The 21,867-nt window shown below is 64.7% G+C and carries 20 protein-coding genes and 1 other RNA gene; 4 read left to right on the top strand and 17 right to left on the bottom strand.

Annotation, left to right across the window (positions count from 1 at the left end):
• The 14 genes from rfaD to gyrA form a co-directional block, all read right to left on the bottom strand.
• The gene (gene rfaD / locus WS45_RS09305; RefSeq protein WP_059507155.1) at positions 1–993 is read right to left on the bottom strand and encodes an ADP-glyceromanno-heptose 6-epimerase; all 993 of its coding nucleotides are present in this window, start codon (positions 991–993) and stop codon (positions 1–3) included.
• Between the two features lie 64 nt (positions 994–1,057).
• Positions 1,058–2,008, bottom strand: coding sequence for a D-glycero-beta-D-manno-heptose-7-phosphate kinase (gene rfaE1 / locus WS45_RS09300; RefSeq protein WP_156437100.1), 951 nt, complete (start codon positions 2,006–2,008; stop codon positions 1,058–1,060).
• 7 nt (positions 2,009–2,015) lie between these two features.
• On the bottom strand, positions 2,016–3,416 hold the full coding sequence (locus tag WS45_RS09295; RefSeq protein WP_059699495.1) for a UDP-glucose dehydrogenase family protein: 1,401 nt from the start codon (positions 3,414–3,416) through the stop codon (positions 2,016–2,018).
• 90 nt (positions 3,417–3,506) lie between these two features.
• Complete coding sequence (gene lapB / locus WS45_RS09290; RefSeq protein WP_059699493.1) at positions 3,507–4,679, bottom strand: lipopolysaccharide assembly protein LapB; 1,173 nt, start codon at positions 4,677–4,679, stop codon at positions 3,507–3,509.
• A gap of 53 nt (positions 4,680–4,732) precedes the next feature.
• Positions 4,733–5,026: a lipopolysaccharide assembly protein LapA domain-containing protein gene (locus WS45_RS09285; protein ID WP_059530004.1), complete on the bottom strand. Its 294-nt coding sequence runs from the start codon at positions 5,024–5,026 to the stop codon at positions 4,733–4,735.
• A gap of 210 nt (positions 5,027–5,236) precedes the next feature.
• On the bottom strand, positions 5,237–5,560 hold the full coding sequence (locus tag WS45_RS09280) for an integration host factor subunit beta (protein ID WP_006750752.1): 324 nt from the start codon (positions 5,558–5,560) through the stop codon (positions 5,237–5,239).
• Positions 5,561–5,582: 22 nt separating this feature from the next.
• Positions 5,583–7,295, bottom strand: a complete 1,713-nt coding sequence (gene rpsA / locus WS45_RS09275) for a 30S ribosomal protein S1 (protein WP_059467119.1) — start codon at positions 7,293–7,295, stop codon at positions 5,583–5,585.
• A 141-nt stretch (positions 7,296–7,436) separates the two neighbouring features.
• Positions 7,437–8,123: a (d)CMP kinase gene (gene cmk / locus WS45_RS09270; RefSeq protein WP_059690826.1), complete on the bottom strand. Its 687-nt coding sequence runs from the start codon at positions 8,121–8,123 to the stop codon at positions 7,437–7,439.
• Between the two features lie 13 nt (positions 8,124–8,136).
• Entirely contained in the window at positions 8,137–9,441 is a 1,305-nt protein-coding gene (aroA, locus tag WS45_RS09265) for a 3-phosphoshikimate 1-carboxyvinyltransferase (protein WP_059530011.1), read from the bottom strand.
• A gap of 20 nt (positions 9,442–9,461) precedes the next feature.
• Entirely contained in the window at positions 9,462–10,388 is a 927-nt protein-coding gene (locus WS45_RS09260) for a prephenate dehydrogenase/arogenate dehydrogenase family protein (protein ID WP_059699491.1), read from the bottom strand.
• 187 nt (positions 10,389–10,575) lie between these two features.
• Entirely contained in the window at positions 10,576–11,658 is a 1,083-nt protein-coding gene (gene pheA / locus WS45_RS09255) for a prephenate dehydratase (RefSeq protein ID WP_059530016.1), read from the bottom strand.
• 33 nt (positions 11,659–11,691) lie between these two features.
• Positions 11,692–12,774: a 3-phosphoserine/phosphohydroxythreonine transaminase gene (gene serC / locus WS45_RS09250; protein WP_059530019.1), complete on the bottom strand. Its 1,083-nt coding sequence runs from the start codon at positions 12,772–12,774 to the stop codon at positions 11,692–11,694.
• Positions 12,775–12,935: 161 nt separating this feature from the next.
• Positions 12,936–13,535 carry a DUF2059 domain-containing protein gene (locus WS45_RS09245; protein ID WP_059448245.1) on the bottom strand — a complete coding sequence of 200 codons (600 nt, stop codon included), beginning with the start codon at positions 13,533–13,535 and terminating at the stop codon, positions 12,936–12,938.
• An 83-nt stretch (positions 13,536–13,618) separates the two neighbouring features.
• A complete protein-coding gene (gene gyrA / locus WS45_RS09240; RefSeq protein WP_059699490.1) occupies positions 13,619–16,222 on the bottom strand; it encodes a DNA gyrase subunit A in 2,604 nt (867 codons plus the stop codon).
• Between the two features lie 536 nt (positions 16,223–16,758).
• Between gyrA and ompA the strand changes: the two genes are divergently transcribed.
• The 4 genes from ompA to ssrA all read left to right on the top strand — a co-directional run bounded on the left by ompA (position 16,759) and on the right by ssrA (position 19,395).
• A complete protein-coding gene (ompA, locus tag WS45_RS09235) occupies positions 16,759–17,427 on the top strand; it encodes an outer membrane protein OmpA (RefSeq protein ID WP_006400736.1) in 669 nt (222 codons plus the stop codon).
• Positions 17,428–17,579: 152 nt separating this feature from the next.
• A complete protein-coding gene (gene ubiG / locus WS45_RS09230) occupies positions 17,580–18,278 on the top strand; it encodes a bifunctional 2-polyprenyl-6-hydroxyphenol methylase/3-demethylubiquinol 3-O-methyltransferase UbiG (protein ID WP_059530025.1) in 699 nt (232 codons plus the stop codon).
• 13 nt (positions 18,279–18,291) lie between these two features.
• Positions 18,292–19,008: a phosphoglycolate phosphatase gene (gene gph, locus WS45_RS09225; protein WP_059530027.1), complete on the top strand. Its 717-nt coding sequence runs from the start codon at positions 18,292–18,294 to the stop codon at positions 19,006–19,008.
• A 17-nt stretch (positions 19,009–19,025) separates the two neighbouring features.
• Positions 19,026–19,395, top strand: a transfer-messenger RNA (tmRNA) gene (gene ssrA, locus WS45_RS09220).
• Between the two features lie 261 nt (positions 19,396–19,656).
• Here the strand turns inward: ssrA and WS45_RS09215 are convergent.
• From WS45_RS09215 to WS45_RS09205, 3 genes are all read right to left on the bottom strand, one after another.
• On the bottom strand, positions 19,657–20,010 hold the full coding sequence (locus WS45_RS09215; protein WP_059699488.1) for a DUF4148 domain-containing protein: 354 nt from the start codon (positions 20,008–20,010) through the stop codon (positions 19,657–19,659).
• A 316-nt stretch (positions 20,011–20,326) separates the two neighbouring features.
• Positions 20,327–20,596: a hypothetical protein gene (locus WS45_RS09210; RefSeq protein WP_059530032.1), complete on the bottom strand. Its 270-nt coding sequence runs from the start codon at positions 20,594–20,596 to the stop codon at positions 20,327–20,329.
• 101 nt (positions 20,597–20,697) lie between these two features.
• The gene (locus tag WS45_RS09205; protein ID WP_059699486.1) at positions 20,698–21,804 is read right to left on the bottom strand and encodes a substrate-binding domain-containing protein; all 1,107 of its coding nucleotides are present in this window, start codon (positions 21,802–21,804) and stop codon (positions 20,698–20,700) included.
• Between the last annotated feature and the right edge of the window lie 63 nt (positions 21,805–21,867).

Below are 21,867 nucleotides of genomic sequence, written 5' to 3'. Positions count from 1 at the left end.
TTAAACCTGGCCGGATAGCCAACGCACGTAGCGGTCGACACCTTCCTGCACCGTCAGGAACGGCGCATCGTAGCCGGCAGCACGCAGTTTCGTCTGGTCGGCCTGCGTGAAGCACTGGTACTTGCCACGCAGCGCATCCGGGAACGGCACGTATTCGATCAGCCCTTGCTCGACCTGCTGCGCGAGCGTCAGCGGCGGCAGGTTGTCGAGTGCGCGCAGCGTGTTCACGACCGTCGATGCGATGTCGTTGAACGGTTGTGCCCGGCCGGTGCCGAGGTTGAAGATGCCCGATTTCTCCGGATGGTCGAAGAAGAACAGGTTCACCTTCGCGACGTCCTCGACCGACACGAAGTCGCGCGTCTGCTCGCCCGGCGCATAACCGTTGTACTCGCCGAACAGCTTGACCTTGCCTTCCGCGCGGAACTGATTGAAGTTGTGGAACGCGACCGACGCCATGCGGCCCTTGTGCGTCTCGCGCGGACCGTACACGTTGAAGTAGCGGAACCCGGCGATCTGGCTCTTCGCGCTCGGCAGCACGCGGCGGATCACCTGGTCGAACAGGAACTTCGAATAGCCGTAGACGTTCAGCGGCGCCTCGACCTCGCGCTCCTCGACGAATCGCGTCGAGCCGCCGTAGATCGCGGCCGACGACGCGTACAGGAACTGCGCGCCCTGCGCGAGGCACGCATCGAGCACCGCACGGCTATAGCGGAAGTTGTTGTCCATCATGTAGCGGCCGTCGGTTTCCATCGTGTCCGAACAGGCGCCTTCATGGAACACCGCGCGTACCTTGCCGAAATCGCCGCGCGCGAAGCGCTCGACGAATTCCGTCTTGTCGAGATAGTCGTCGATCTCGCAATCGACGAGGTTCCGGAACTTGTCCGCGCGCGTCAGATTGTCGACCGCGATGATGCGCGACTCGCCGCGCTCGTTGAGCGCCTTGACGATGTTCGCGCCGATAAAACCGGCTGCGCCGGTGACGATGATGGTCATGGTCGTTCTGCCTGAAAAATTGCAAGAAATACGTGCGGCGCGCTCGGCGCGCCGCCGAATGCGCTCAGTGAAACAGTTCGTCGTAGTCTACCGTGGCCGTACCCAGCTTGCCGACCACGATGCCGGCTGCGCGATTCGCGAGCACGACGGCATCGACGAGCGGCACGCCGGCGCCGAGCATCGTCGCGACCGTCGCGATCACGGTATCGCCCGCGCCGGACACGTCATACACCTCGCGCGCGAGCGCCGGTGCATGCAGTTCGCCCGCTGCGGAAAAAAGCGTCATCCCCTCTTCCGAACGCGTGAGCAGCAACGCATCGAGCTCAAGCTCCGCACGCAGCTTCGCGACACGCGCGCGCAGGTCGTCTTCCGATTGCCACTGACCGATGACCTCGCGCAACTCGGCACGATTCGGCGTGATGAGCGATGCGCCGCGATAGCGCGCCCAATCGCCGCCCTTCGGATCGACGAGCACCGGCTTGCCGGCCGCGCGCGCCTTCTCGATCATCGTCGTCACGTGCGTCAGACCGCCTTTCGCGTAATCCGACATCAGCACGACGTCGTGCTGCGGCAGCAGCGCATCGAATCGCGCGAGCCCGGCGAGCAGCACCTCGTGCGTCGGCATCGCCTCGAAGTCGACGCGGAGCAACTGCTGCTGGCGCGCGAGCACGCGCAGCTTGATCGTCGTCGGCAGTGACGCGTCGCGTTCGAGATGGGGAGTCACGCCGCTGCTGTCGAGCAATTCGACGATGCGCTCGCCCGGCTCGTCGCAGCCGACCACGCACAGGAGCCCGGCTTGACCGCCGAGCGTCACCGCGTTGCGCGCGACGTTGGCCGCACCGCCAAGCCGCTCTTCCTGGCGCTGCACATGCACGACAGGAACCGGCGCTTCCGGAGAAATGCGCTCGACGTTGCCGAACCAGTAGCGGTCGAGCATCACGTCGCCGACCACGAGCACGCGCGAACGCGCAAGCTGCGCGCGCGGTACCGGCACCACTTCGCGAAGGGTAGTCATCGTGCGTTCATCCACGAGGAGAGGTCTGGGGGTCGACATGCGGACGCCCGATCGCATGGTAGTCGATGCCGAGTTCGGCCATCGCGTCCGGCTCGTACAGATTGCGTCCGTCGAAGATCACCGGCGCCTTCAGTTCGGCCTTCAGGCGCGTGAAATCCGGGCTCCTGAATTCCTTCCATTCGGTGACGATCACGAGCGCATCCGCGGCAGTCACCGCAGCGTCCTGGGTATCGACGAATTGAAGGCGTGCAAGCGCGTCGGAAGCCTCGCCGAGATCGAGCGCGAACACGCGGCGCGCCTCGTCGATCGCGACCGGATCGTACGCGCGCACGATCGCGCCACGCCCGAGCAGCGCGGCGATCAGCCGACGGCTCGGCGCCTCGCGCATGTCGTCCGTATTCGGCTTGAACGCGAGGCCCCAGACCGCGAATTCGCGGCCGGTCAGGTCTGCGCCGAAGCGTTGCTCGATCTTGCCGATCAGCACGTCCTTCTGTGCGGAGTTGGCCGCTTCGACGGCCTCCAGGATGCGCAGCGGCTGGCCGTTTTCGCTCGCGGTGCGAATCAACGCCTGCACGTCCTTCGGGAAGCACGAGCCGCCGTAACCGACGCCCGCGTACAGGAAGTGATAGCCGATGCGCGGATCGGAACCGATCCCGCGGCGCACGGCTTCGATGTCGGCACCGACCTTGTCGGCGAGATTCGACATTTCGTTCATGAACGAAATGCGCGTCGCGAGCATCGCATTCGCCGCATACTTCGCGAACTCCGCCGAACGCACATCCATGTAAATCGTGCGCTCGTGATTGCGGTTGAACGGCGCATACAGCTTCTTCATCTTCTCGCGCGCCACCGTGCCCGTCTCGTCGTCGTCGACACCGATGATGATTCGGTCCGGGCGCATGAAGTCCTCGACTGCCGCGCCTTCCTTCAGGAATTCCGGATTCGACACGACCGAGAAACGGTGCGCGACGCTGCCCGCGAGGCCGCGCGCACCGAGTGCCTCGTCGACCACCGCGCGCACGCGCTGCGCGGTGCCGACCGGCACCGTCGACTTGTCGACGATCACCTTGAAACCGGTCATGTAACGGCCGATGTTGCGCGCGGCCTCGAGCACATATTGCAGGTCGGCCGAACCGTCCTCGTCGGGCGGCGTGCCGACCGCGATGAACTGGATCTCGCCGTGCGCAACGCTCGCCTCGATGTCGGTCGAGAAGCGCAGACGCCCTGCCGCGCGGTTGCGCGCGATGATGTCCAACAAGCCCGGTTCGTGAATCGGCATCCCGCCGTTGTTCAGGATCTCGATCTTGCGCGGATCGACATCCAGACAGAAGACGTCGTGGCCGATCTCGGCGAGGCAGGAGCCCGTGACGAGACCGACATAGCCAGTGCCGATGATGGTGATTTTCATAGATGTTCCGGTATGTCCCGGTAAATGACTAACTTGGCCGCCGGGCCGGGCCCGGCGACAACCGCAGCGCTTGCGCGGCGAACGCCGGGATCAGCCCGGCATCGCAGGTTCGACGCGGCGCGGCGCATAGGTTTCCCAGCCGCTGCATCCGGGGCACTGCCAGTAGAAGAGCCGTGCCCGGAAACCGCAATTCTGGCACGTATAGCGTGGCAGATTCTTGGTGCGCTGCTTGATCAGCGCACGCATCATTTCAAGTTCCTTACGACGCGGCTCGTCGGCGGCCGCGATCTGCGCATCGAGCAGGTGCAGCATGCCCGACAGATTCGGTGACTTCTCCATCTGCGTACGCGCGAGCGTATGCGCCGCTTCCTGGCCGCGCAACCCTGCGATGTGCTGATAAGCAATATCGAGCAGGTCGTTCGACGGATAACGATCGACGTAGCCCATCAGCAACTCGGCGCCCTCGACCGGCTTGCCGAGCGCGACGTAAGCCTTCATCAGCTTGTCGGCGACGAGCGGCAGATACGCCGGATTCTGCGCTTCGACACGCTTCCAGTGCTCGATCGCGGCCGCGTGATCGCCCGCAGCCTGCGCGGCATCGCCGGACAGGATCGTCGCGCGAACGTTCTGCGGGTTCGCAGCAAGCGCGAGCTTCAGTTGCTCGGCCGCATCCGCGGCGTTCTTGCGTTGCAGCGCGTCCTGCGCGAGTTCGCAATGGAACTGCGCGATTTCGGTGCCGAGCGGCTTGTCGCTCATCGACTCGATGCGTCTCGCGGTATCGATCGACTTGTTCCAGTCCTTCTCGATCTCGTAGATCGTCAGCAGCGCCCGCTGCGCGCCCAGCGCGTAATCGCCATCGGCGAGCCGATGGAAGGCCTCCTCCGCACGATCGAGCAGGCCGGCCTTCAGGAAATCCTGGCCGAGCTCGTACAGCGCGTGGTCGCGCTCGTTTACCGGCAGGTCCGTGCGGCTCAGCAGGTTCTGATGCACGCGGATCGCACGGTCCGTTTCGCCGCGGCGGCGAAACAGGTTGCCGAGCGCGAAGTGCAGCTCGACCGTCTCGGGATCGAGCTTCGCGACCTCGATGAACGCGTCGATCGCCTTGTCCGGTTGTTCGTTCAACAGAAAGTTCAGGCCGCGGAAATACGATCGCGGCAGGTTGGCGCTCTCCGACAGGAGATTCTTCAGGTCATAGCGTGACGCCGCCCAGCCGAGCGCGAACGCCACCGGAATCGCGAGCAACCACCAGAAATCCAGATCCATGCGAAATATCGAAGCAGAGACGAAAACCGCGCGAAGGTCGCGCGGCGTCCGTGTTAAATGACGGGCGGCATCGGCGGCTGGTCGACGACGGCCGGGGTTTCGCGCGCCGTACGCAGATCGCGCTTCAGGCGCCCGTTCTCGAGGCGCATGCGGAAGATCGCCGGCAGCGCGGACAGCAGGCCGGCCAGCAGCCCCACGACGAAGAACGCGAGACCGATCAGGATCAGCGGCGCTTGCCATGCGTAGCCGGCAACGAAATTCAGCGTCGCGGTTTGCGTATTGGCCAGCGCGAGCACCAGCAGCAGCACGAACACCAATACCCGGATCAGCCAGACGATAAACTTCATGTAGCCCTCTCTTTGTTGAGGTTTGCCGTGGCGCGCGACTCCCCTTCGCGGCGCCGAATCGACCCGTATTGTAAAGGAAGCGTTTCCGCGTCACCGCACATCCTGCGAGTGCACGTTGTCATGCGGCCGCCGGAAATGAAAAAAGCGCCCGCAAGGGGCGCTTTTTTCTTCAGCCTTCGCCGGACGGATTCCGGGCAAGCCGAACGACGCTCAACGCTCGTCGTCCGGATCATCAGCTTTCAGCGGCTCGCCGGCGCGGCCGTCGACGCGTTCACGCAATTCCTTGCCGGGCTTGAAGTGAGGCACGAACTTCTCGGGCACCTGCACTTTCTCCCCCGACTTCGGGTTGCGTCCGACGCGTGCCGGGCGACGGTTGAGGCCGAAGCTGCCGAAACCCCGAATTTCGATGCGATGCCCTTTCGACAAGGCGTCGGACATCGCATCGAGCATCGTTTTCACCGCGAAATCCGCATCCTTGAGGACAAGTTGCGGAAATCGCAGTGCCAGCTGCGCGACCAACTCGGATTTGGTCATACTTCAGCAGACCTCGTGAGGCTTACTGGTTCTGGCCGTCGAGCTTCGCCTTCAGCAGCGCGCCGAGGTTGGTCGTACCGGTCGCAGCAGCGCTGGTGTCCGACTGCAGGCCGCGGATCGCTTCCTGTTGTTCAGCCGAATCCTTCGCCTTGATCGACAGGTTGATGCCACGCGACTTGCGATCGATGTTGATCACCATCGCGTTGACCTTGTCGCCTTCCTTCAGCACGTTGCGTGCGTCTTCGACGCGATCCTGCGAGATTTCCGATGCACGCAGGTAGCCTTCGACGTCGCCCGTCAGCGTGACGACAGCGCCCTTCGCATCGACCGACTTCACCACGCCGTCGACGATCGAACCCTTGTCGTTCATCGCAACGTAGTTGCTGAACGGGTCGCCTTCGAGCTGCTTGATGCCGAGCGAAATACGCTCCTTCTCGACGTCGATGCCGAGCACGATCGCTTCGACTTCGTCGCCCTTCTTGTACTTGCGAACGGCTTCTTCGCCGGCTTCGCTCCACGACAGGTCCGACAGGTGGACCAGGCCGTCGATGCCGCCCGGCAGACCGATGAACACGCCGAAGTCGGTGATCGACTTGATTGCGCCCGTGATCTTGTCGCCCTTCTTGAAGTTGCGGCTGAAGTCATCCCACGGATTCGGCTTGCACTGCTTCATGCCGAGGCTGATACGACGACGGTCTTCGTCGATCTCGAGGACCATGACTTCGACTTCGTCGCCCAGCTGGACAACCTTCGACGGAGCAACGTTCTTGTTGGTCCAGTCCATTTCCGACACGTGGACGAGGCCTTCGATGCCCGATTCCACTTCGACGAATGCGCCGTAGTCGGTGATGTTCGTGACCTTGCCGAACAGGCGCGTGCCCGACGGGTAACGGCGCGAGATGCCTTCCCACGGATCGTCGCCCAGTTGCTTGATGCCCAGCGAGACGCGGTTCTTCTCTTGATCGAACTTGAGGATCTTCGCGGTGACTTCCTGGCCAACCGACAGGACTTCGCTCGGGTGACGCACACGACGCCATGCAATGTCGGTGATGTGCAGCAGGCCGTCGATGCCGCCGAGGTCGACGAATGCACCGTAGTCGGTGATGTTCTTGACCACGCCGTTGACGATCGCGCCTTCCTTCAGCGTCTCGAGCAGCTTCGCGCGCTCTTCGCCTTGCGTTGCCTCGATCACTGCACGACGCGACAGCACGACGTTGTTACGCTTGCGATCGAGCTTGATCACGCGGAACTCGAGCGTCTTGCCTTCGTACGGGGTCGTGTCCTTGACCGGGCGCGTGTCGACCAGCGAACCCGGCAGGAACGCGCGGATGCCGTTGACCATCACGGTCATGCCGCCCTTCACCTTGCCGGTGATCGTGCCGGTGACGAGTTCGTTGTTGTCGAGGGCCTTTTCCAGCGACAGCCACGATGCCAGGCGCTTCGCCTTGTCGCGCGACAGGATCGTGTCGCCGTAGCCGTTTTCGAGTGCGTCGATCGCGACGGACACGAAATCGCCCGACTGCACCTCAACCTCGCCCTGATCGTTCAGGAATTCCTCGATCGGAATGTAAGCCTCGGACTTCAGGCCTGCATTGACGACCACGAAGTTGTGGTCGACGCGCACGACTTCGGCGGAAATCACTTCGCCGGCGCGCATGTCTTGGCGGGTCAGCGACTCTTCGAACAGAGCCGCAAAGGATTCGGTATTCGGGGTGGAGGTTTGCAGGTCGGACATAAAAATCTGATTGTGCATGGATCGCTGTGCCACGCCGGCCGGAATGGCAGGCTGAAAGGGCCAGATCGAAGCCACACGGGGTTAAGGGTTCGAAACACGCTCCGCGCTTCTCGCGCGAGGCACCTACTGCTGCCCGCCTTCTCAGGCCGGCTGACCGAGCGCCCGATACCACTGCAGCACCTGGTCGACTGCCTCATCGACCGAAAGCGCCGACGTATCGAGCAGCTTGGCATCTGCCGCAGGCTTCAGCGGCGCGGCCGCGCGATTGCTGTCGCGCGCGTCACGTTCACGAAGATCCTGGAGCAAGTTATCTATATTAGCAGAAAAACCTTTTTGCATCAATTGCTTATGCCGTCTGGCCGCGCGCGCCTCGGCGCTGGCCGTCAGGAACACCTTCAGCACGGCGTCCGGGAAGATCACGGTGCCCATGTCGCGACCGTCGGCGACGAGGCCCGGCGTCTTGCGAAACGCGCGCTGGCGCGCGACGAGCGCGGTGCGCACCGGCGCGTGCACGGCAATCGCCGACGCGCGGTTGCCAACCGCTTCGGCGCGGATGTCGTTCGACACGTCGACGCCGTCGAGCTGCGCGCAGCCCTCGCGGAACGTGATGTGAAGATCGTCGATCAGCTTCACGAGCGCATCGATATCCTCCGCCGCGATGCCGTAGCGCACGCTCGCGAGCGCCGCAAGACGGTACAGCGCACCGCTGTCGAGCAGGTGGAAGCCGAGATGCGCGGCGACGAGCGCCGCGACGGTCCCCTTGCCGGAAGCAGTCGGACCGTCGATCGTGATGACGGGGGTCGGGTGAAAGGGTCGGGTCGATTTCATCGGAACTGTCGGGTCAGGCTTTGGCGAGCGCGGCGAAGCGGTCGAAATAGTCGGGGAACGTCTTGCCGACGCACTTCGGATCGTTGATACGCACGGGCACGCCGCCCAGGCTGACAAGCGAGAAGCACATCGCCATCCGGTGATCGTCGTACGTGTCGATCGCTGCATTCGGCGTGAGCCGTTGCGGCGGCGTGACGACCAGATAGTCGGGGCCTTCCTCGACGATCGCGCCGACCTTGCGCAGTTCGGTCGCCATCGCGGCGATGCGGTCGGTTTCCTTCACGCGCCAGCTCGCGATGTTGCGCAGCGTACTCGTGCCGCTCGCGAACAGCGCCGCGACCGCGATGGTCATCGCCGCGTCGGGAATCAGGTTGAAATCCATGTCGATCGGCTCGAGCTTGCCGTGGTCGTGGCCGATGCCGCGCACCTCGATCCAGTCGTCGCCCATCGATACGTTCGCGCCCATCTGCATCAGCGCATTCGCGAAGCCGACGTCGCCCTGGATGCTCGCGCGCCCCACCCCCTCGACGCGCAGCGGGCCGCCGCCGAGCGCGCCGGCCGCGAGGAAGTACGAGGCCGACGACGCATCGCCCTCGACCATGATGCGCCCCGGCGAACGGTAGCGGACGCCGGCCGGCACGACGAAGCGCTGCCAGCCGTCGCGCTCGACGGTCACGCCGAAGCGAGCCATCAGCCGGATCGTGATGTCGATGTACGGCTTCGAGATCAATTCGCCATCGACTTCGACGACGATCCTGCCGTCCTTCGCCTTCACGAGCGGCAGCGTCATCAGCAGCGCGGTGAGGAACTGGCTCGACACGTCGCCGCGCACGCGGATCGGTGCGTCGACCGTGATCGCCGCAGGTTTGATCCGCAGCGGCGGAAAGCCTTCGTTTTGCTCGTAGTCGATCTGCGCGCCGATCTGCCGCAGGCCGTCGACGAGGTCGCCGATCGGCCGCTCGTGCATGCGCGGCACGCCGTGCACGCGATAGTCGCCGCCGTTGACCGCGAGCGCCGCCGTCAACGGTCGCACCGCGGTGCCCGCGTTGCCGAGGAACAGATCGGCGGTCTTCGCGGTGAACGCGCCGCGCGTGCCGGTGACGACACAGGTGTCACCCTCGCGCGCGAGCTTCACACCGAGCTTGCCGAGCGCGTCGAGCATCACGCGCGTGTCGTCGGAATCCAGCAGGTTGGTGATCGTCGTATCGCCTTCGGCAAGCGCCGCGAGCAGCAGCACGCGGTTCGAGATGCTTTTCGAGCCGGGCAGGCGCACGGTGCCCGATGCGCTGGAATACGGGCCGAGATCGAGATAGTCCATGGGAATCGTCCTGTTTCCTGTTATTTCTTGACCGGTTCGGCAGCGGGCTGCGCGCCACGTTCCTGCCATGCCTTGCGTGCAGCGCGCGAGCGCGTGAACACGGCTTCGAGCGCCGCGCCATCGCCGGCGTCGATCGCCGCACGCAGCCGGGCGAGCACGCGCGTGTAGCCGTCGAGCTCATCGAGCAGCGCCGCGCGATTCGCGACACACACGTCGCGCCACATTTCCGGGCTCGACGCCGCGATCCGCGTGAAGTCGCGGAAGCCACCCGCCGCGTACGAGAATTTCAGTTCGGCATCCGCCTCGCCGAGTATCTGCTCGACGAGCGCGAACGACAGCACATGAGGTAGATGACTGATCGACGCAAACACGCGATCGTGCTGCGCCGTGCTCATCGTGCGCACGTCGGCGCCGGTCGCCCGCCACATCGCATCGATCCGTGCGACCGCTTCGGGCGCATTCTCCGGCAGCGGACACAGCACGACGTTGCGGCCGACGTACAGATCCGGCAGCGCGGCCTCGACGCCGCTCGATTCGCGCCCGGCGATCGGATGGCCCGGCACGAATTGCGCGATCCGCGCACCGAGCACATCGCGTGCCGCCGCGACGACGTCGGACTTCGTGCTGCCAGCGTCGGTGACGATCGTCGCAGCGTCGAGCCACGGCGCGATGCGCGCGAGCAACGGGCCCGTTTGCGCGACCGGCGCGGCCAGCAACACGAGATCGGCACCGGCGAGCGCGTCGCGCAGCTGCGCATCGTCGTCGAGCGCCGCTGCGCGATCGATCACGCCGAGCGCGAGCGCGCGCTCGACCGACGCACGCGAACGACCGACGCCGACAACTTCGCCCGCGCCTCCCGGCGCGCGCTCGCGCAGGGCGCGCGCCAGCGATCCGCCGATCAGGCCGACGCCGAAGATGACAAGTTTGTTGAATGCAAAGCCTGACACGACAAGAGCCAAGTGACGCGCGCGGAACGACGCCCCGCGCACGGAAGTCCAGATTCCGGGCAACGGGCCCGCACCCGGCGCGACCTGCACCGGATACCGCCCGAACCCGCCTTGGGCAGCGCCGCCCGGCCTGCCCTGCCCGCTTCGCCGCGCCGCCTGCTCGGTGCTGGCGACGGGCCGCTACGCGTCAGCGCGCGCGCGGATACGAACCGAGTATCTTCAGGAACGCGGCCTTCTGGCCGAGCTCCGCAAGCGCGGCGGCCACGGCTGGTTCGTCCCGGTGCCCTTCGATGTCGATGTAGAAGTAATACTCCCACGTGCCGACCCGCGCCGGACGCGACTCGAAGCGCGTCATCGACACACCGTGCCGCGCGAGCGGCTCGAGCAGCTTGAACACCGCGCCCGGCTCGTTCTTCACCGACACGATCAGCGACGTCTGGTCGTGACCGCTCTGCCCGGCCGGCTGCTTGCCGACGATCACGAAGCGCGTGCGATTGTGCGGATCGTCCTGAATCAGCGAGAACGCGATCTGCAGGCCGTAGTGTGCGGCCGCGCGGTCGCCAGCGATCGCCGCGACGCTCGGGTCCGCCGCCGCGAGACGCGCGGCCTCCGCATTGCTCGACACCGCTTGCCGCTCGAGCTGCGGCGCGTTCGCGGAAAGCCACTGCTGGCATTGCGCGAGCGCCTGCGCATGCGCGCAGACGCGCGTCACGCCGTCGAGCGTGCCGCTCTGCGTGAGCAGGTTGTGATGGATCGGCAGCGCGAGTTCGCCGCTGATCAGCAATTGCGTCTGCAGCAGCAGGTCGAGCGTGCGCGACACCGCGCCTTCGGTCGAGTTCTCGACCGGCGCGATGCCGAATGCGGACGCGCCCGCCTCGACCGAGCGGAATACCTCGTCGATCGACGGACACGGCAGCCCTTCGATCGACTGGCCGAAATACTCGAACATCGCCTGTTCGCTGTACGTGCCGACCGGCCCGAGGAACGCGACGTGGATCGTCTGTTCGAGCGCGCGGCTCGCGGCCATGATCTCGCGCCAGATGGCGCTGATGTGTTCGCTCGCGAGCGGCCCCGCGCTCATGTCCTGCAGGCGCGCGATCACCTGCAGCTCACGCTCCGGCCGGAACACCGGCGCGTTGAAATGCTTCTTGACCTCGCCAACCTCGAGCGCCACCGCGGCGCGCTGGTTGAGGAGCGCGATCAGCTGCGCGTCGATCGCGTCGATGCGGTCGCGCAGCGGTTTCAGGCGGGAATTCAGTTCGTCGTCCATGCGTAGTTGCCGTGCTGTTTGAACAGCGCGCGCTCAGGCGCCGCGCTGTTCGAAGTCCTTCATGTACTCGACGAGCGCCTTCACGCCCTCGAGCGGCACCGCGTTGTAGATCGACGCCCGCATGCCGCCGACGGACTTGTGGCCCTTCAGCTGCAGCAGCCCGCGCGCCTTTGCGCCGGCAAGGAAGTCTTCGTTGCGCGTTTCGTCGGCCAGGAAAAAGGGCACGTTCATACGCGAACGCACCGCCGGCTCGACCTTGTTCAGATAGAAGCTGCTCGCATCGATCGTGTCGTAGAGCAGCTTCGCCTTCTCGATATTGCGCGCCTCGATCGCCTCGAGGCCGCCCTGCCGCTTCAGCCACTGGAACACGAGGCCCGCGATGTAGATCGCATACGTGGGCGGCGTGTTGTACAGCGAGTTGTTCGCGGCGACAGTCTTCCATTCGAATGCGGACGGGCAGATCGACAGCGCGCGATCGAGCAGATCCTCGCGAACGATCACGACCGTCACGCCGGCCATCCCGATGTTCTTCTGCGCGCCGCCGAACAGCACGCCGTACTTCGCGACGTCCATCGGACGGGACAGGATGTGCGACGACACGTCCGCGACGAGCGGCACGTCGCCGAGGTCGGGAATCTCGAACGTCTCGACGCCGTCGATCGTCTCGTTCGTGCACAGATGCACGTAGGCCGGATCGTCCGACAGCTGCCATTCGGCGCGGGCGGGCGCGCGCGTGAAACCGTCGGCCGTCTTGCCGGATGCGGCCAGATGCGGCGTGCCGTATTTCTTCGCTTCGTTGAACGACTTCTGCGACCACGAGCCCGTCACGACGAAGTCGGCGGTCTTGCGCGAACCGAGCAGGTTCATCGGCACGATTGCGTTCTCGGCAATGCCGCCGCCCTGCAGGAACAGGATCCGGTGGCTGGCCGGCACATCGAGCAGCTCGCGCAGGTCGGTCAGCGCTGCCTCGTGGATCGACATGAATTCCTTGCCGCGATGGCTCATCTCCATCACGCTCATGCCGCTGCCGTGCCAGTCGAGCATTTCGTCGGCGGCCTGCCGCAGCACTTCCTCGGGGAGCGCCGCAGGACCGGCGGAGAAATTAAAGACGCGCATCGTGAAAACCTCGGGAGGGACGCGACCGGCTTGCCGCCGGCAGAAAGAACCGCGCCAGAAAAAGAATGGCCGCTTGCGCTCGCGCGCAAACGGCCATTATCGCACTGTCATCAGGCTCCCGCCAAACCCGGCCGAACGGCCGGGCGGCGTGCCCGGACGGCTTACTTGCCCGGCTTGACTGCCGCGACTTCCTTGTCAGCCTGTGCGCGCGTTGCCTGGATCGCTTGCGGCATGTACTTCTGCATCAGGCCGTTGACCACGTCGCGGCCGACCTGATCCTGAACCTGGATGAACTTGCGGCCCGTCGGGCTCTTGTAGAACGTCGTCAGATCCTTGATCTCCGACGTGCTGTAGTACTTCGCGTAGGCGTCGTACTGAGCCGACATCGCGTCGCTCTGGAACTGTTGCGTGCCGAACACCTTGCCCGCGCCGTCAACCAGCTTCGGCACCGCGTTCTTCTGCAGCGTCGGCACGGCGGCTTGCTTTTGCTTGTCGTTCAGCGTCTTGTTTTCCGACAGCGCGTCCGACAGGATCGCCGGCACGAGCTGCTTTGCCTGCATCTCGGCGCTGTTGCCGATAGCCGACACGAGCTTCGGCGCGTCGATCGCGTCGAGCAGATCCTTGATCGCAGCCTTCTTGTCGGCGTCGATCGGCGCAGCTGCCGCGGTCGCAGCCGGTGCGGAATTCGACAGCGCTTGCGCCATCGCGAACGTCGGCACCAGTGCAGCCAGCAGAACCAGTTGCTTGAATTGCTTTTGCATCATCACTCCCTTTTGGAAATATGAATGGTTGCTCGCCGACCGCGGCGCCTGGCGCGCGCGGCGGCTCGAGTCTCATCCGTTCTTCAGGCTTCGCCGTCCGACGCCTCGTCGGCCTCGCCATCGCCCTCTTCGGCTTCTGCGATCTGCTGCAGACCGGAGAGCTTGGTACCCTCATCGAGACTGATGAGTGTAACACCTTGCGTGGCACGCCCCATCTCGCGAATCTCGGACACGCGGGTACGAATCAACACGCCGGCGGTCGTGATCAGCATGATCTGATCCTCGGCGTCGACGAGCGTGGCGGCGACGACCTTGCCGTTGCGCTCCGACGTCTGGATCGCGATCATCCCCTTCGTGCCGCGGCCGTGACGCGTGTACTCGGTGATCGGCGTGCGCTTGCCGTAGCCATTCTCGGTCGCGGTGAGCACGGTCTGCTCCTCGCTGCCGGCAACCAGCAGCGCGATGACCTGCTGCCCGTCCTCGAGCTGCATGCCACGCACGCCGCGCGCTTCCCGGCCCATCGGGCGCACGTCGTTCTCGTCGAAGCGCACGGCCTTGCCGGCGTCCGAGAACAGCATCACGTCGTGCGCGCCGTCGGTGATCGATGCACCGATCAGGAAGTCGCCCTCGTCGAGACCGACCGCGATGATGCCCTTCTTCATCGGGCGGCTGAATGCCTCGAGCGGCGTCTTCTTCACGGTGCCGAGCGACGTCGCCATGAACACGAACTTGTCGGCCGAGAATTCCTTGACCGGCAGCACGACGTTGATCTTCTCGCCGTCCTGCAGCGGGAACATGTTGACGATCGGACGGCCGCGCGAGTTGCGCGAACCCTGCGGCACTTCATAGACCTTGACCCAGTACACGCGGCCGCGGTTCGAGAAGCACAGGATGTAGTCGTGGGTGTTCGCGATGAACAGCGTCTCGATCCAGTCGTCTTCCTTCATCTGCGTCGCCTGCTTGCCGCGGCCGCCGCGCTTCTGCGCGCGATACTCGGACAGCGGCTGCGACTTCACGTAGCCCGCGTGCGACATCGTGACGACCATGTCCTGCGGCGTGATCAGGTCTTCGGTATTCAATTCGGTCGCGTTCAGCTCGATCTTCGAGCGGCGTGCGTCGCCGAATTCGGCCTTCACCGTCGTCAGCTCCTCGCCGATCATCGTCGTGATCCGCTCGGGGCGCGCGAGGATGTCCAGCAGGTCGGCGATTTGCGCCATCACTTCGCGGTACTCGCCGATGATCTTGTCCTGCTCGAGACCGGTCAGGCGCTGCAGACGCATCTGCAGGATTTCCTGCGCCTGCGTGTCGGACAGACGGTACAGCCCGTCGGTCTGCATCCCGAACGCCGGGTTCAGGCCTTCCGGACGGTACGCGGAGCGGCCGCCCGCCGCCGCATTCTCGGTCTCGGCGCGCATCAGCATCTCGCGCACGAGCGACGAATCCCACGGCTTCGCCATCAGCTCCTGCTTCGCGATCGGCGGCGTCGGCGCTGCCTTGATGATCGCGATGAACTCGTCGATGTTCGCGAGTGCGACCGCGAGACCTTCGAGCACGTGGCCGCGCTCGCGCGCCTTGCGCAGTTCGTAGATCGTGCGGCGCGTCAGCACTTCGCGTCGATGCGACAGGAAGCACTGCAGGATTTCCTTCAGGTTCAGCAGCTTCGGCTGGCCGTCGACCAGCGCGACCATGTTCATGCCGAACGTGTCCTGCAGCTGCGTCGCCTTGTACAGGTTGTTCAGCACCACTTCGGGCACTTCGCCGCGCTTCAGCTCGATCACGACGCGCATGCCGCTCTTGTCGGACTCGTCGCGGATGTCGGAGATGCCCTCGAGCTTCTTCTCGTTGACGAGCTCGGCGATGCGCTCGAGCAGCGAGCGCTTGTTCACCTGGTACGGCAGCTCGTCGACGATGATCGCCATCCGCTGGCCGCGGTCGATCTCCTCGAAGTGCGTGGCCGCACGCATCACGACGCGGCCGCGCCCGGTGCGATAGCCGTCGCGCACGCCGGCGACACCGTAGATGATGCCGGCCGTCGGGAAGTCCGGTGCCGGGATGATCTCGATCAGCTCGTCGATCGTCGCTTCCGGGTTGTTCAGCAGGTGCTGGCACGCGTCGACGACTTCGTTCAGGTTGTGCGGCGGGATGTTGGTCGCCATGCCGACCGCGATACCCGACGAGCCGTTGATCAGCAGGTTCGGGATGCGCGACGGCAGGACCGCCGGCTGCATCTCGTTGCCGTCGTAGTTCGGCTCGAAGTCGACCGTTTCCTTGTCGATGTCGGCGAGCAGTTCGTGACCGATCTTCGCCATGCGAATTTCGGTGTAACGCATCGCCGCGGCATTGTCGCCGTCGATCGAGCCGAAGTTGCCCTGTCCGTCGATCAGCATGTAGCGCAGCGAGAAGTCCTGCGCCATCCGCACGATCGTGTCGTACACCGCGGTATCGCCGTGAGGGTGATACTTACCGATCACGTCACCGACGATACGCGCCGATTTCTTGTACGCGCGGTTCCAGTCGTTGTTCAGTTCGTGCATCGCGAACAGTACGCGCCGGTGCACGGGCTTCAGGCCATCGCGGACATCCGGAAGGGCACGTCCGACGATCACGCTCATCGCGTAATCGAGATACGAACGGCGCATTTCCTCCTCTAGGGAGGTGGGCAGGGTCTCTTTGGCGAATTGATCCATGTATCCGTATCGTTTCGGAGCGAAGACGGCGAACGCCTTTCGCGTGGGCGCTGCATGCGCAACGCAACGCGAGATTCTAACATGCGCCCATCGACCGCCAATTCGCCACCCCCACTATATGTAAACAGCAAAAATCGCCGCCCATGGAAAAGGCACCCGAACCGGCCATGATCGCGCCCCTTCAGAAGGCTTGGGCGTCGCCCGGCTCCTTGTCACGCACGCGCGTAAACCCTTGCCGCCTTTCATGCAATTTCGCGGACACGCTCTTGACAATCTCTAAAAGTTACGGCAGGCGGGTGTTGCGCATGCACCACAAAGTTGAAGCGATCTTGGGGTGGGGAGGATTTTTTTTCGTAGGAAGGGAACGATATGGCAAAATGCCAACGCACTGAAAGTTAGACGCTGCTCGAAGTCTACACAGAGCGGTGCCGCGTTTTTTGTGCCGCACCAATGTTATACTTCGAGCAATGTATGACTTGTCACCGTCAACAGGCTCGCAGTAAACCTGCGGTAATCTCAATTTCGAGAGGAGAAATATGAATAAACTTTCAAAGCTCGCGTTCATTGCAGCTACCGCAGTTATGGCTGCATCCGCTTCGGCACAGTCGGTGCCGGCGTCGCGTCAAGCCGTCAACGACAACTGGGTGAACGGCACGGGCGAATGGGTGTGGATGAACGGCACGAACGAGCTCTGCTGGCGTGACGCGTTCTGGACGCCGGCCACCGCCAACGCGAAGTGCGATGGCGCACTGGTCGCCCAGGCACCGCAGCCGCCGGTCGCTCCGGTTGCTCCGGCCATCACGAGCCAGAAGATCACGTACCAAGCCGACGCACTGTTCGACTTCGACAAGGCAACGCTCAAGCCGCTGGGCAAGCAAAAGCTGGACGAACTGGCTTCGAAGATCCAGGGCATGAACACGGAAGTGGTCGTCGCTACGGGCTACACGGACCGCATCGGTTCGGACAAGTACAACGACCGTCTGTCGCTGCGCCGCGCGCAAGCCGTCAAGTCGTACCTGGTCAGCAAGGGTGTCCCGGCCAACAAGATCTACACGGAAGGCAAGGGCAAGCGCAACCCGGTCACGACCGGCTGCAACCAGAAGAACCGCAAGCAACTGATCGCCTGCCTCGCACCGGACCGCCGCGTGGAAGTCGAAGTGGTCGGTACGCAAGAAGTCCAGAAGACGACCGTTCCGGCGCAGTAAGCCGCGGTTTTCGACTGCTTCAAAGCCCCGCTCCGGCGGGGCTTTTTCTTTGACGCCCGTCCCGGCGCTCGCTGGCCTCGTTGTGCGCGCCCTTATATACTCGGGGCTGACGTACCGACGCACCGCCCTCCTTCCGTAGCCCGTTTGCCGACATGACCAACGCCGATCCGCACGAACTCCAGAAATTCAGCGACCTCGCCCATCGGTGGTGGGACCCGAATGCCGAATTCAAACCCTTGCACGACCTGAATCCGGTCCGGCTCGGCTGGATCGATTCGCATGCGCACCTCGCCGGCAAGCGCGCACTCGATATCGGCTGCGGCGGCGGCATCCTGTCCGAATCGATGGCCGGGCTCGGTGCCCAGGTGAAAGGCATCGACCTGTCGACCGAAGCGCTCGGGGTCGCCGACCTGCACAGCCTCGAAAGCGGCATCACGGTCGACTACGAGGCGATCGCCGCCGAAGCGATCGCCGAACGCGAGCCGGGCACTTACGACGTCGTCACCTGCATGGAGATGCTCGAGCACGTGCCGTCGCCGGCCGGCGTCGTCGCCGCGTGCGCGACGCTCGTGAAGCCGGGTGGCTGGGTGTTCTTCTCCACGCTGAACCGCAACCTGAAGTCCTACCTGTTCGCGGTGATCGGCGCCGAGTACATCGCGCAGATGCTGCCGAAAGGCACGCACGACTACGCGCGCTTCATCCGCCCGTCGGAACTGGCAAGCTTCATTCGCGGGACCGATCTGCACATCGTGGAGATCAAGGGCATTACCTATCACCCGATCGGCAAGCGCTTCGCGCTGTCGAACGACACCGATATCAACTATCTCGTCGCGTGCCGCCGCGGCGCGTGACCCTCCGACCGGCATGACGATTCCCCTTTCGACCGAGCGGCCTGCATTCGACGCGCCGCGCCTGCTGCACTGCGATGCCGTGCTGTTCGACCTCGACGGCACGCTCGCCGACACGGCGCCCGATCTCGCCGCTGCAGTCCACAAGATGCAGCGCGTGCGCGGCCTGCCCGAAACGTCGCTCGACGTGCTGCGGCCTCTGGCATCGGCCGGCGCGCGCGGCCTGCTCGGCGGAGCATTCGGCATCGACCCGCAATCGCCCGGCTACGACGCGATGCGCGACGAGTTCCTGGCCAATTACGCGACCGACATCTGCGTGCACACGGTGCTGTTCCCCGGCATCGGCGACGTGCTCGACGAACTCGATGCGCGCGGCGTGCGCTGGGGCATCGTCACGAACAAGGCGATGCGCCTCACCGCGCCGCTCGCCGACTTGCTCGGCCTCGCGCCGCGCGCGGCCTGCATCGTCGGGGGCGACACAACGCCGCACTCGAAACCGCATCCGGCCCCGCTGTTGCATGCGGCGGAACAAATGACGCTCGCGCCGGAACGCATCGTCTACGTCGGCGACGATCTTCGCGACATCCAGGCCGGCAGCGCGGCGGGGATGGCGACGGTCGCGGCCGCGTACGGCTATTGCGGTGACGGCGTCGCGCCGGCCGACTGGCAGGCGCAGCATCTTGTCAGCACGACGCAGGAACTGCGCGAACTGCTGCGCGATGTTGGGCTATAATGGTCGATCTTATCCGCGGGGGCGACCTGGTTTCGACAGGGGTTGTGAAGCGGCTAGGGCATGTCGAGGACCCGTCACCTCGTTAATCAATGGGAAAATCGTAACTGCAAACGACGATACGTTCGCACTGGCAGCCTAACGGCCGCCGTCCTCTGCCTAGTTCACTGACGGGCTAGTGTCGCAAGACCGGTAGCAATACCGCCAGAGGTCATTTACGTCAGTTAAGCCCTGTCGGCGTCGCGACGCCAGGGTCGAAAATCTAGCGAATCGCCGTAGTGCAGCGTGTTCGTCCGCGTCGCTGCGGTTAAATCAAATGACTGAACTAAACATGTAGAACTAGTCGTGGAGCGCTTCTGGACGCGGGTTCGATTCCCGCCGCCTCCACCAAATTCCGCGCTTGACGCACGACCCCCGCACGACGCGAGTCTGCGGGGTTTTTTGTTGCCGGAGAGGCCGAACATCCCGCGCCCTCCGAAAAAGCGCCCGGCCTCGAACGGGCCGGGCGGAATGCCGCCGGCATTCCGGCGGCAGGAGGTGACGGATGTTCGACGTCGCCCGCGCGGTGATCGACCGCGGCGGACGGTCCCCTTGCCCGGCACGCGACGCATCATCGCCGCCGCAGCACGGCCTCACCGGGCGACGCGCCGCTTAGCTGCCGCGATACAGCGACTTCATTTCTTCTGCGCTGGCCGGACGCACGCCGATCGCACGCGAACCCGATGCCGATGCGCCCTGCACCTGCGCGCCATAACCGCTGGCGTCGGCGCCTTGCGCCTGGGCGAGCGCGCTGCGCTGTTGCTCCGCGACACGCGCCGTGGCGGCCTGGATCGCTTCCGGATAGTGCGGATCTTCGCCGCGGGCGGTGTTGTAACCGGCCTGCTGAAGCTGAACCAGTTCGGCGCGAACCTGTGCGCGGGTGAGTGCCGAGCCGGACTGCGCGAACGACACGACCGGGGCAACGAGAGCAGCAGCAACGACAACGGCTTGAACGAGCGACTTCATGATGACCTACCTCCAGATTTGTCTGATTTCGCGGTGAACACCCGTTCATCGCTGACAAACCGAAGTTTATGTAGGCATGTGCTTAAGAATAAGGCAGGTTTCAGGAAGACATCCTTCCCAAAACACGGGTTAACCCTATATCCATGCAGACATGGGCCGGCACCGCAAGATCGCACCACGCGAGGCCGAACCGAGCCCCACAAAGCACGAGCCCCGCAAGGCAGTACACCCTGCGGGGCTCGAAAAGAACCGCGCGGCATCGGCGCGATCAGGACAAACGATCGCGGCGTCGACAACCCGGCGCGTCAGCGCCTGCTTATTGAGTGTCCATCGGACACTTCAGGTTGCAGCCGTTCGGGTCCCCCAAATCGCCCTTGCGGCGCAATGCCGACTTCTTGCCGCTCTGGTATTTCTGCGACGGCGCAGACGCCGCGAACGGCATCTGCGGATGCTCGTTCAGGCGGAACTGTTCGCTCAGGATCCCGCCGGGCACGCCCGGTGAATTCTGCGCGAACGCCAACGGCGAAACAGCAACAAGAAGCCCTGCGGTCAACGCTGCCGCGGAGAAGGGAACGGATAGTTTCATGGCGGGATGACGCCTGAACGGCGTGCTTGTTGGAACGTTGATCAAGCGGCAAGCGTAGCGCAAATCCCTCGCTGCTGCAGCGCGGTTCGCGCGCGTCCCCGTTACCGTGCGTTGCCGTCCGGCATACCGCCCCCGGCGATACCGGCGAATCCCTCCGCGATGCCGATCAGCGTCCCGCACGCGGCCGGATCGTAGCCGTCGAGATGCGCGACGCGGTCGACGAAGCGTGCATCGCGCAGCAAGGCGAGCACGCCGGCGAGCGGTCGCGAATCGAGCTGCGCGCGGTCGCACGCAAAGTAATAGTCCTCGTCGACGACCGGGATGAAATCGAGCCCGAAGTGATGGGCGGCCGGCTCGACGCCGAAGCCGAGATCGGCCATCCCGCTCGCGACGAACGCGGCGATCGCCGAATGCGTGAGTTCGGCCGATGCATAGCCGTCGATACGCTCGGGATCGATGCCGATTGCGCGCAATGCAAGATCGAGCAGCATCCGCGTGCCCGACCCCGGCTGCCGGTTGACGAAGCGGATGTCGTTGCGGGCGAGATCGGCGAGCCCGCCGACCTGCTTCGGGTTGCCCCGCGGTACGAACAGCCCCTGCTGGCGACGCGTCAGATGAATCAGCACGTGACGCGCGTCGTCGAGCCACGGCCGATAGATCTGCGCGCACTGTTCGCGGAACGCGCCGCGTGGCAGATGAAAACCGGCCAGTTCGCATTCGCCGCGCGCAAGCGCCTGCACGGCTTCGACGCTCTCGCGATATTTGATGTCGACGGCGGCCTGCGCATCGACAAGCGCGGAAACGAGCGTCGCAACCGCGTAGCCGTGCGACGCATGGATGCGCACGGCGCCGTCGCGCTGCGCGAGCCGCCGGTTCAGGTCGCTCGCCACCTCGGCCGCCAGCGCGCGCAGGTTACCGTCGAGACGGCTGCGCGCGAGCCGCTGCGCGTCGACAATCGCCTGCCCGAGCTCCGACAGCGTCGACCCCTTGCCGCGCGCCGTCTCGATCAACTCGCCGCCGACGCACGCCTCCAGCGCCCGCAGCATGCCCCACGCGTGCCGATACGACAGACCTTTCGCCTGCGCGGCCTGCGCGATGCTGCCCGTACCGGCCACGAGCTCCAGCAACGGGGCGACATCCGACAGGCTGGCGGTGCGGCCCTCGGTGTCGCGTACGGTCAGATACGCGTCGCATTCGATTCGAATCAATTATGCACTCCGATTTCCTATTGCGACTGCGGAATCTTCCGCTTATCGTTGCTCAAAATCAAT

The organism is Burkholderia sp. RF2-non_BP3, from assembly GCF_001522185.1.
GTDB classification, from domain to species: domain Bacteria; phylum Pseudomonadota; class Gammaproteobacteria; order Burkholderiales; family Burkholderiaceae; genus Burkholderia; species Burkholderia diffusa.
The sequence above is the reverse complement of the archived record's forward strand: the minus strand, read 5'-3'. Positions and strand labels throughout refer to the sequence as shown.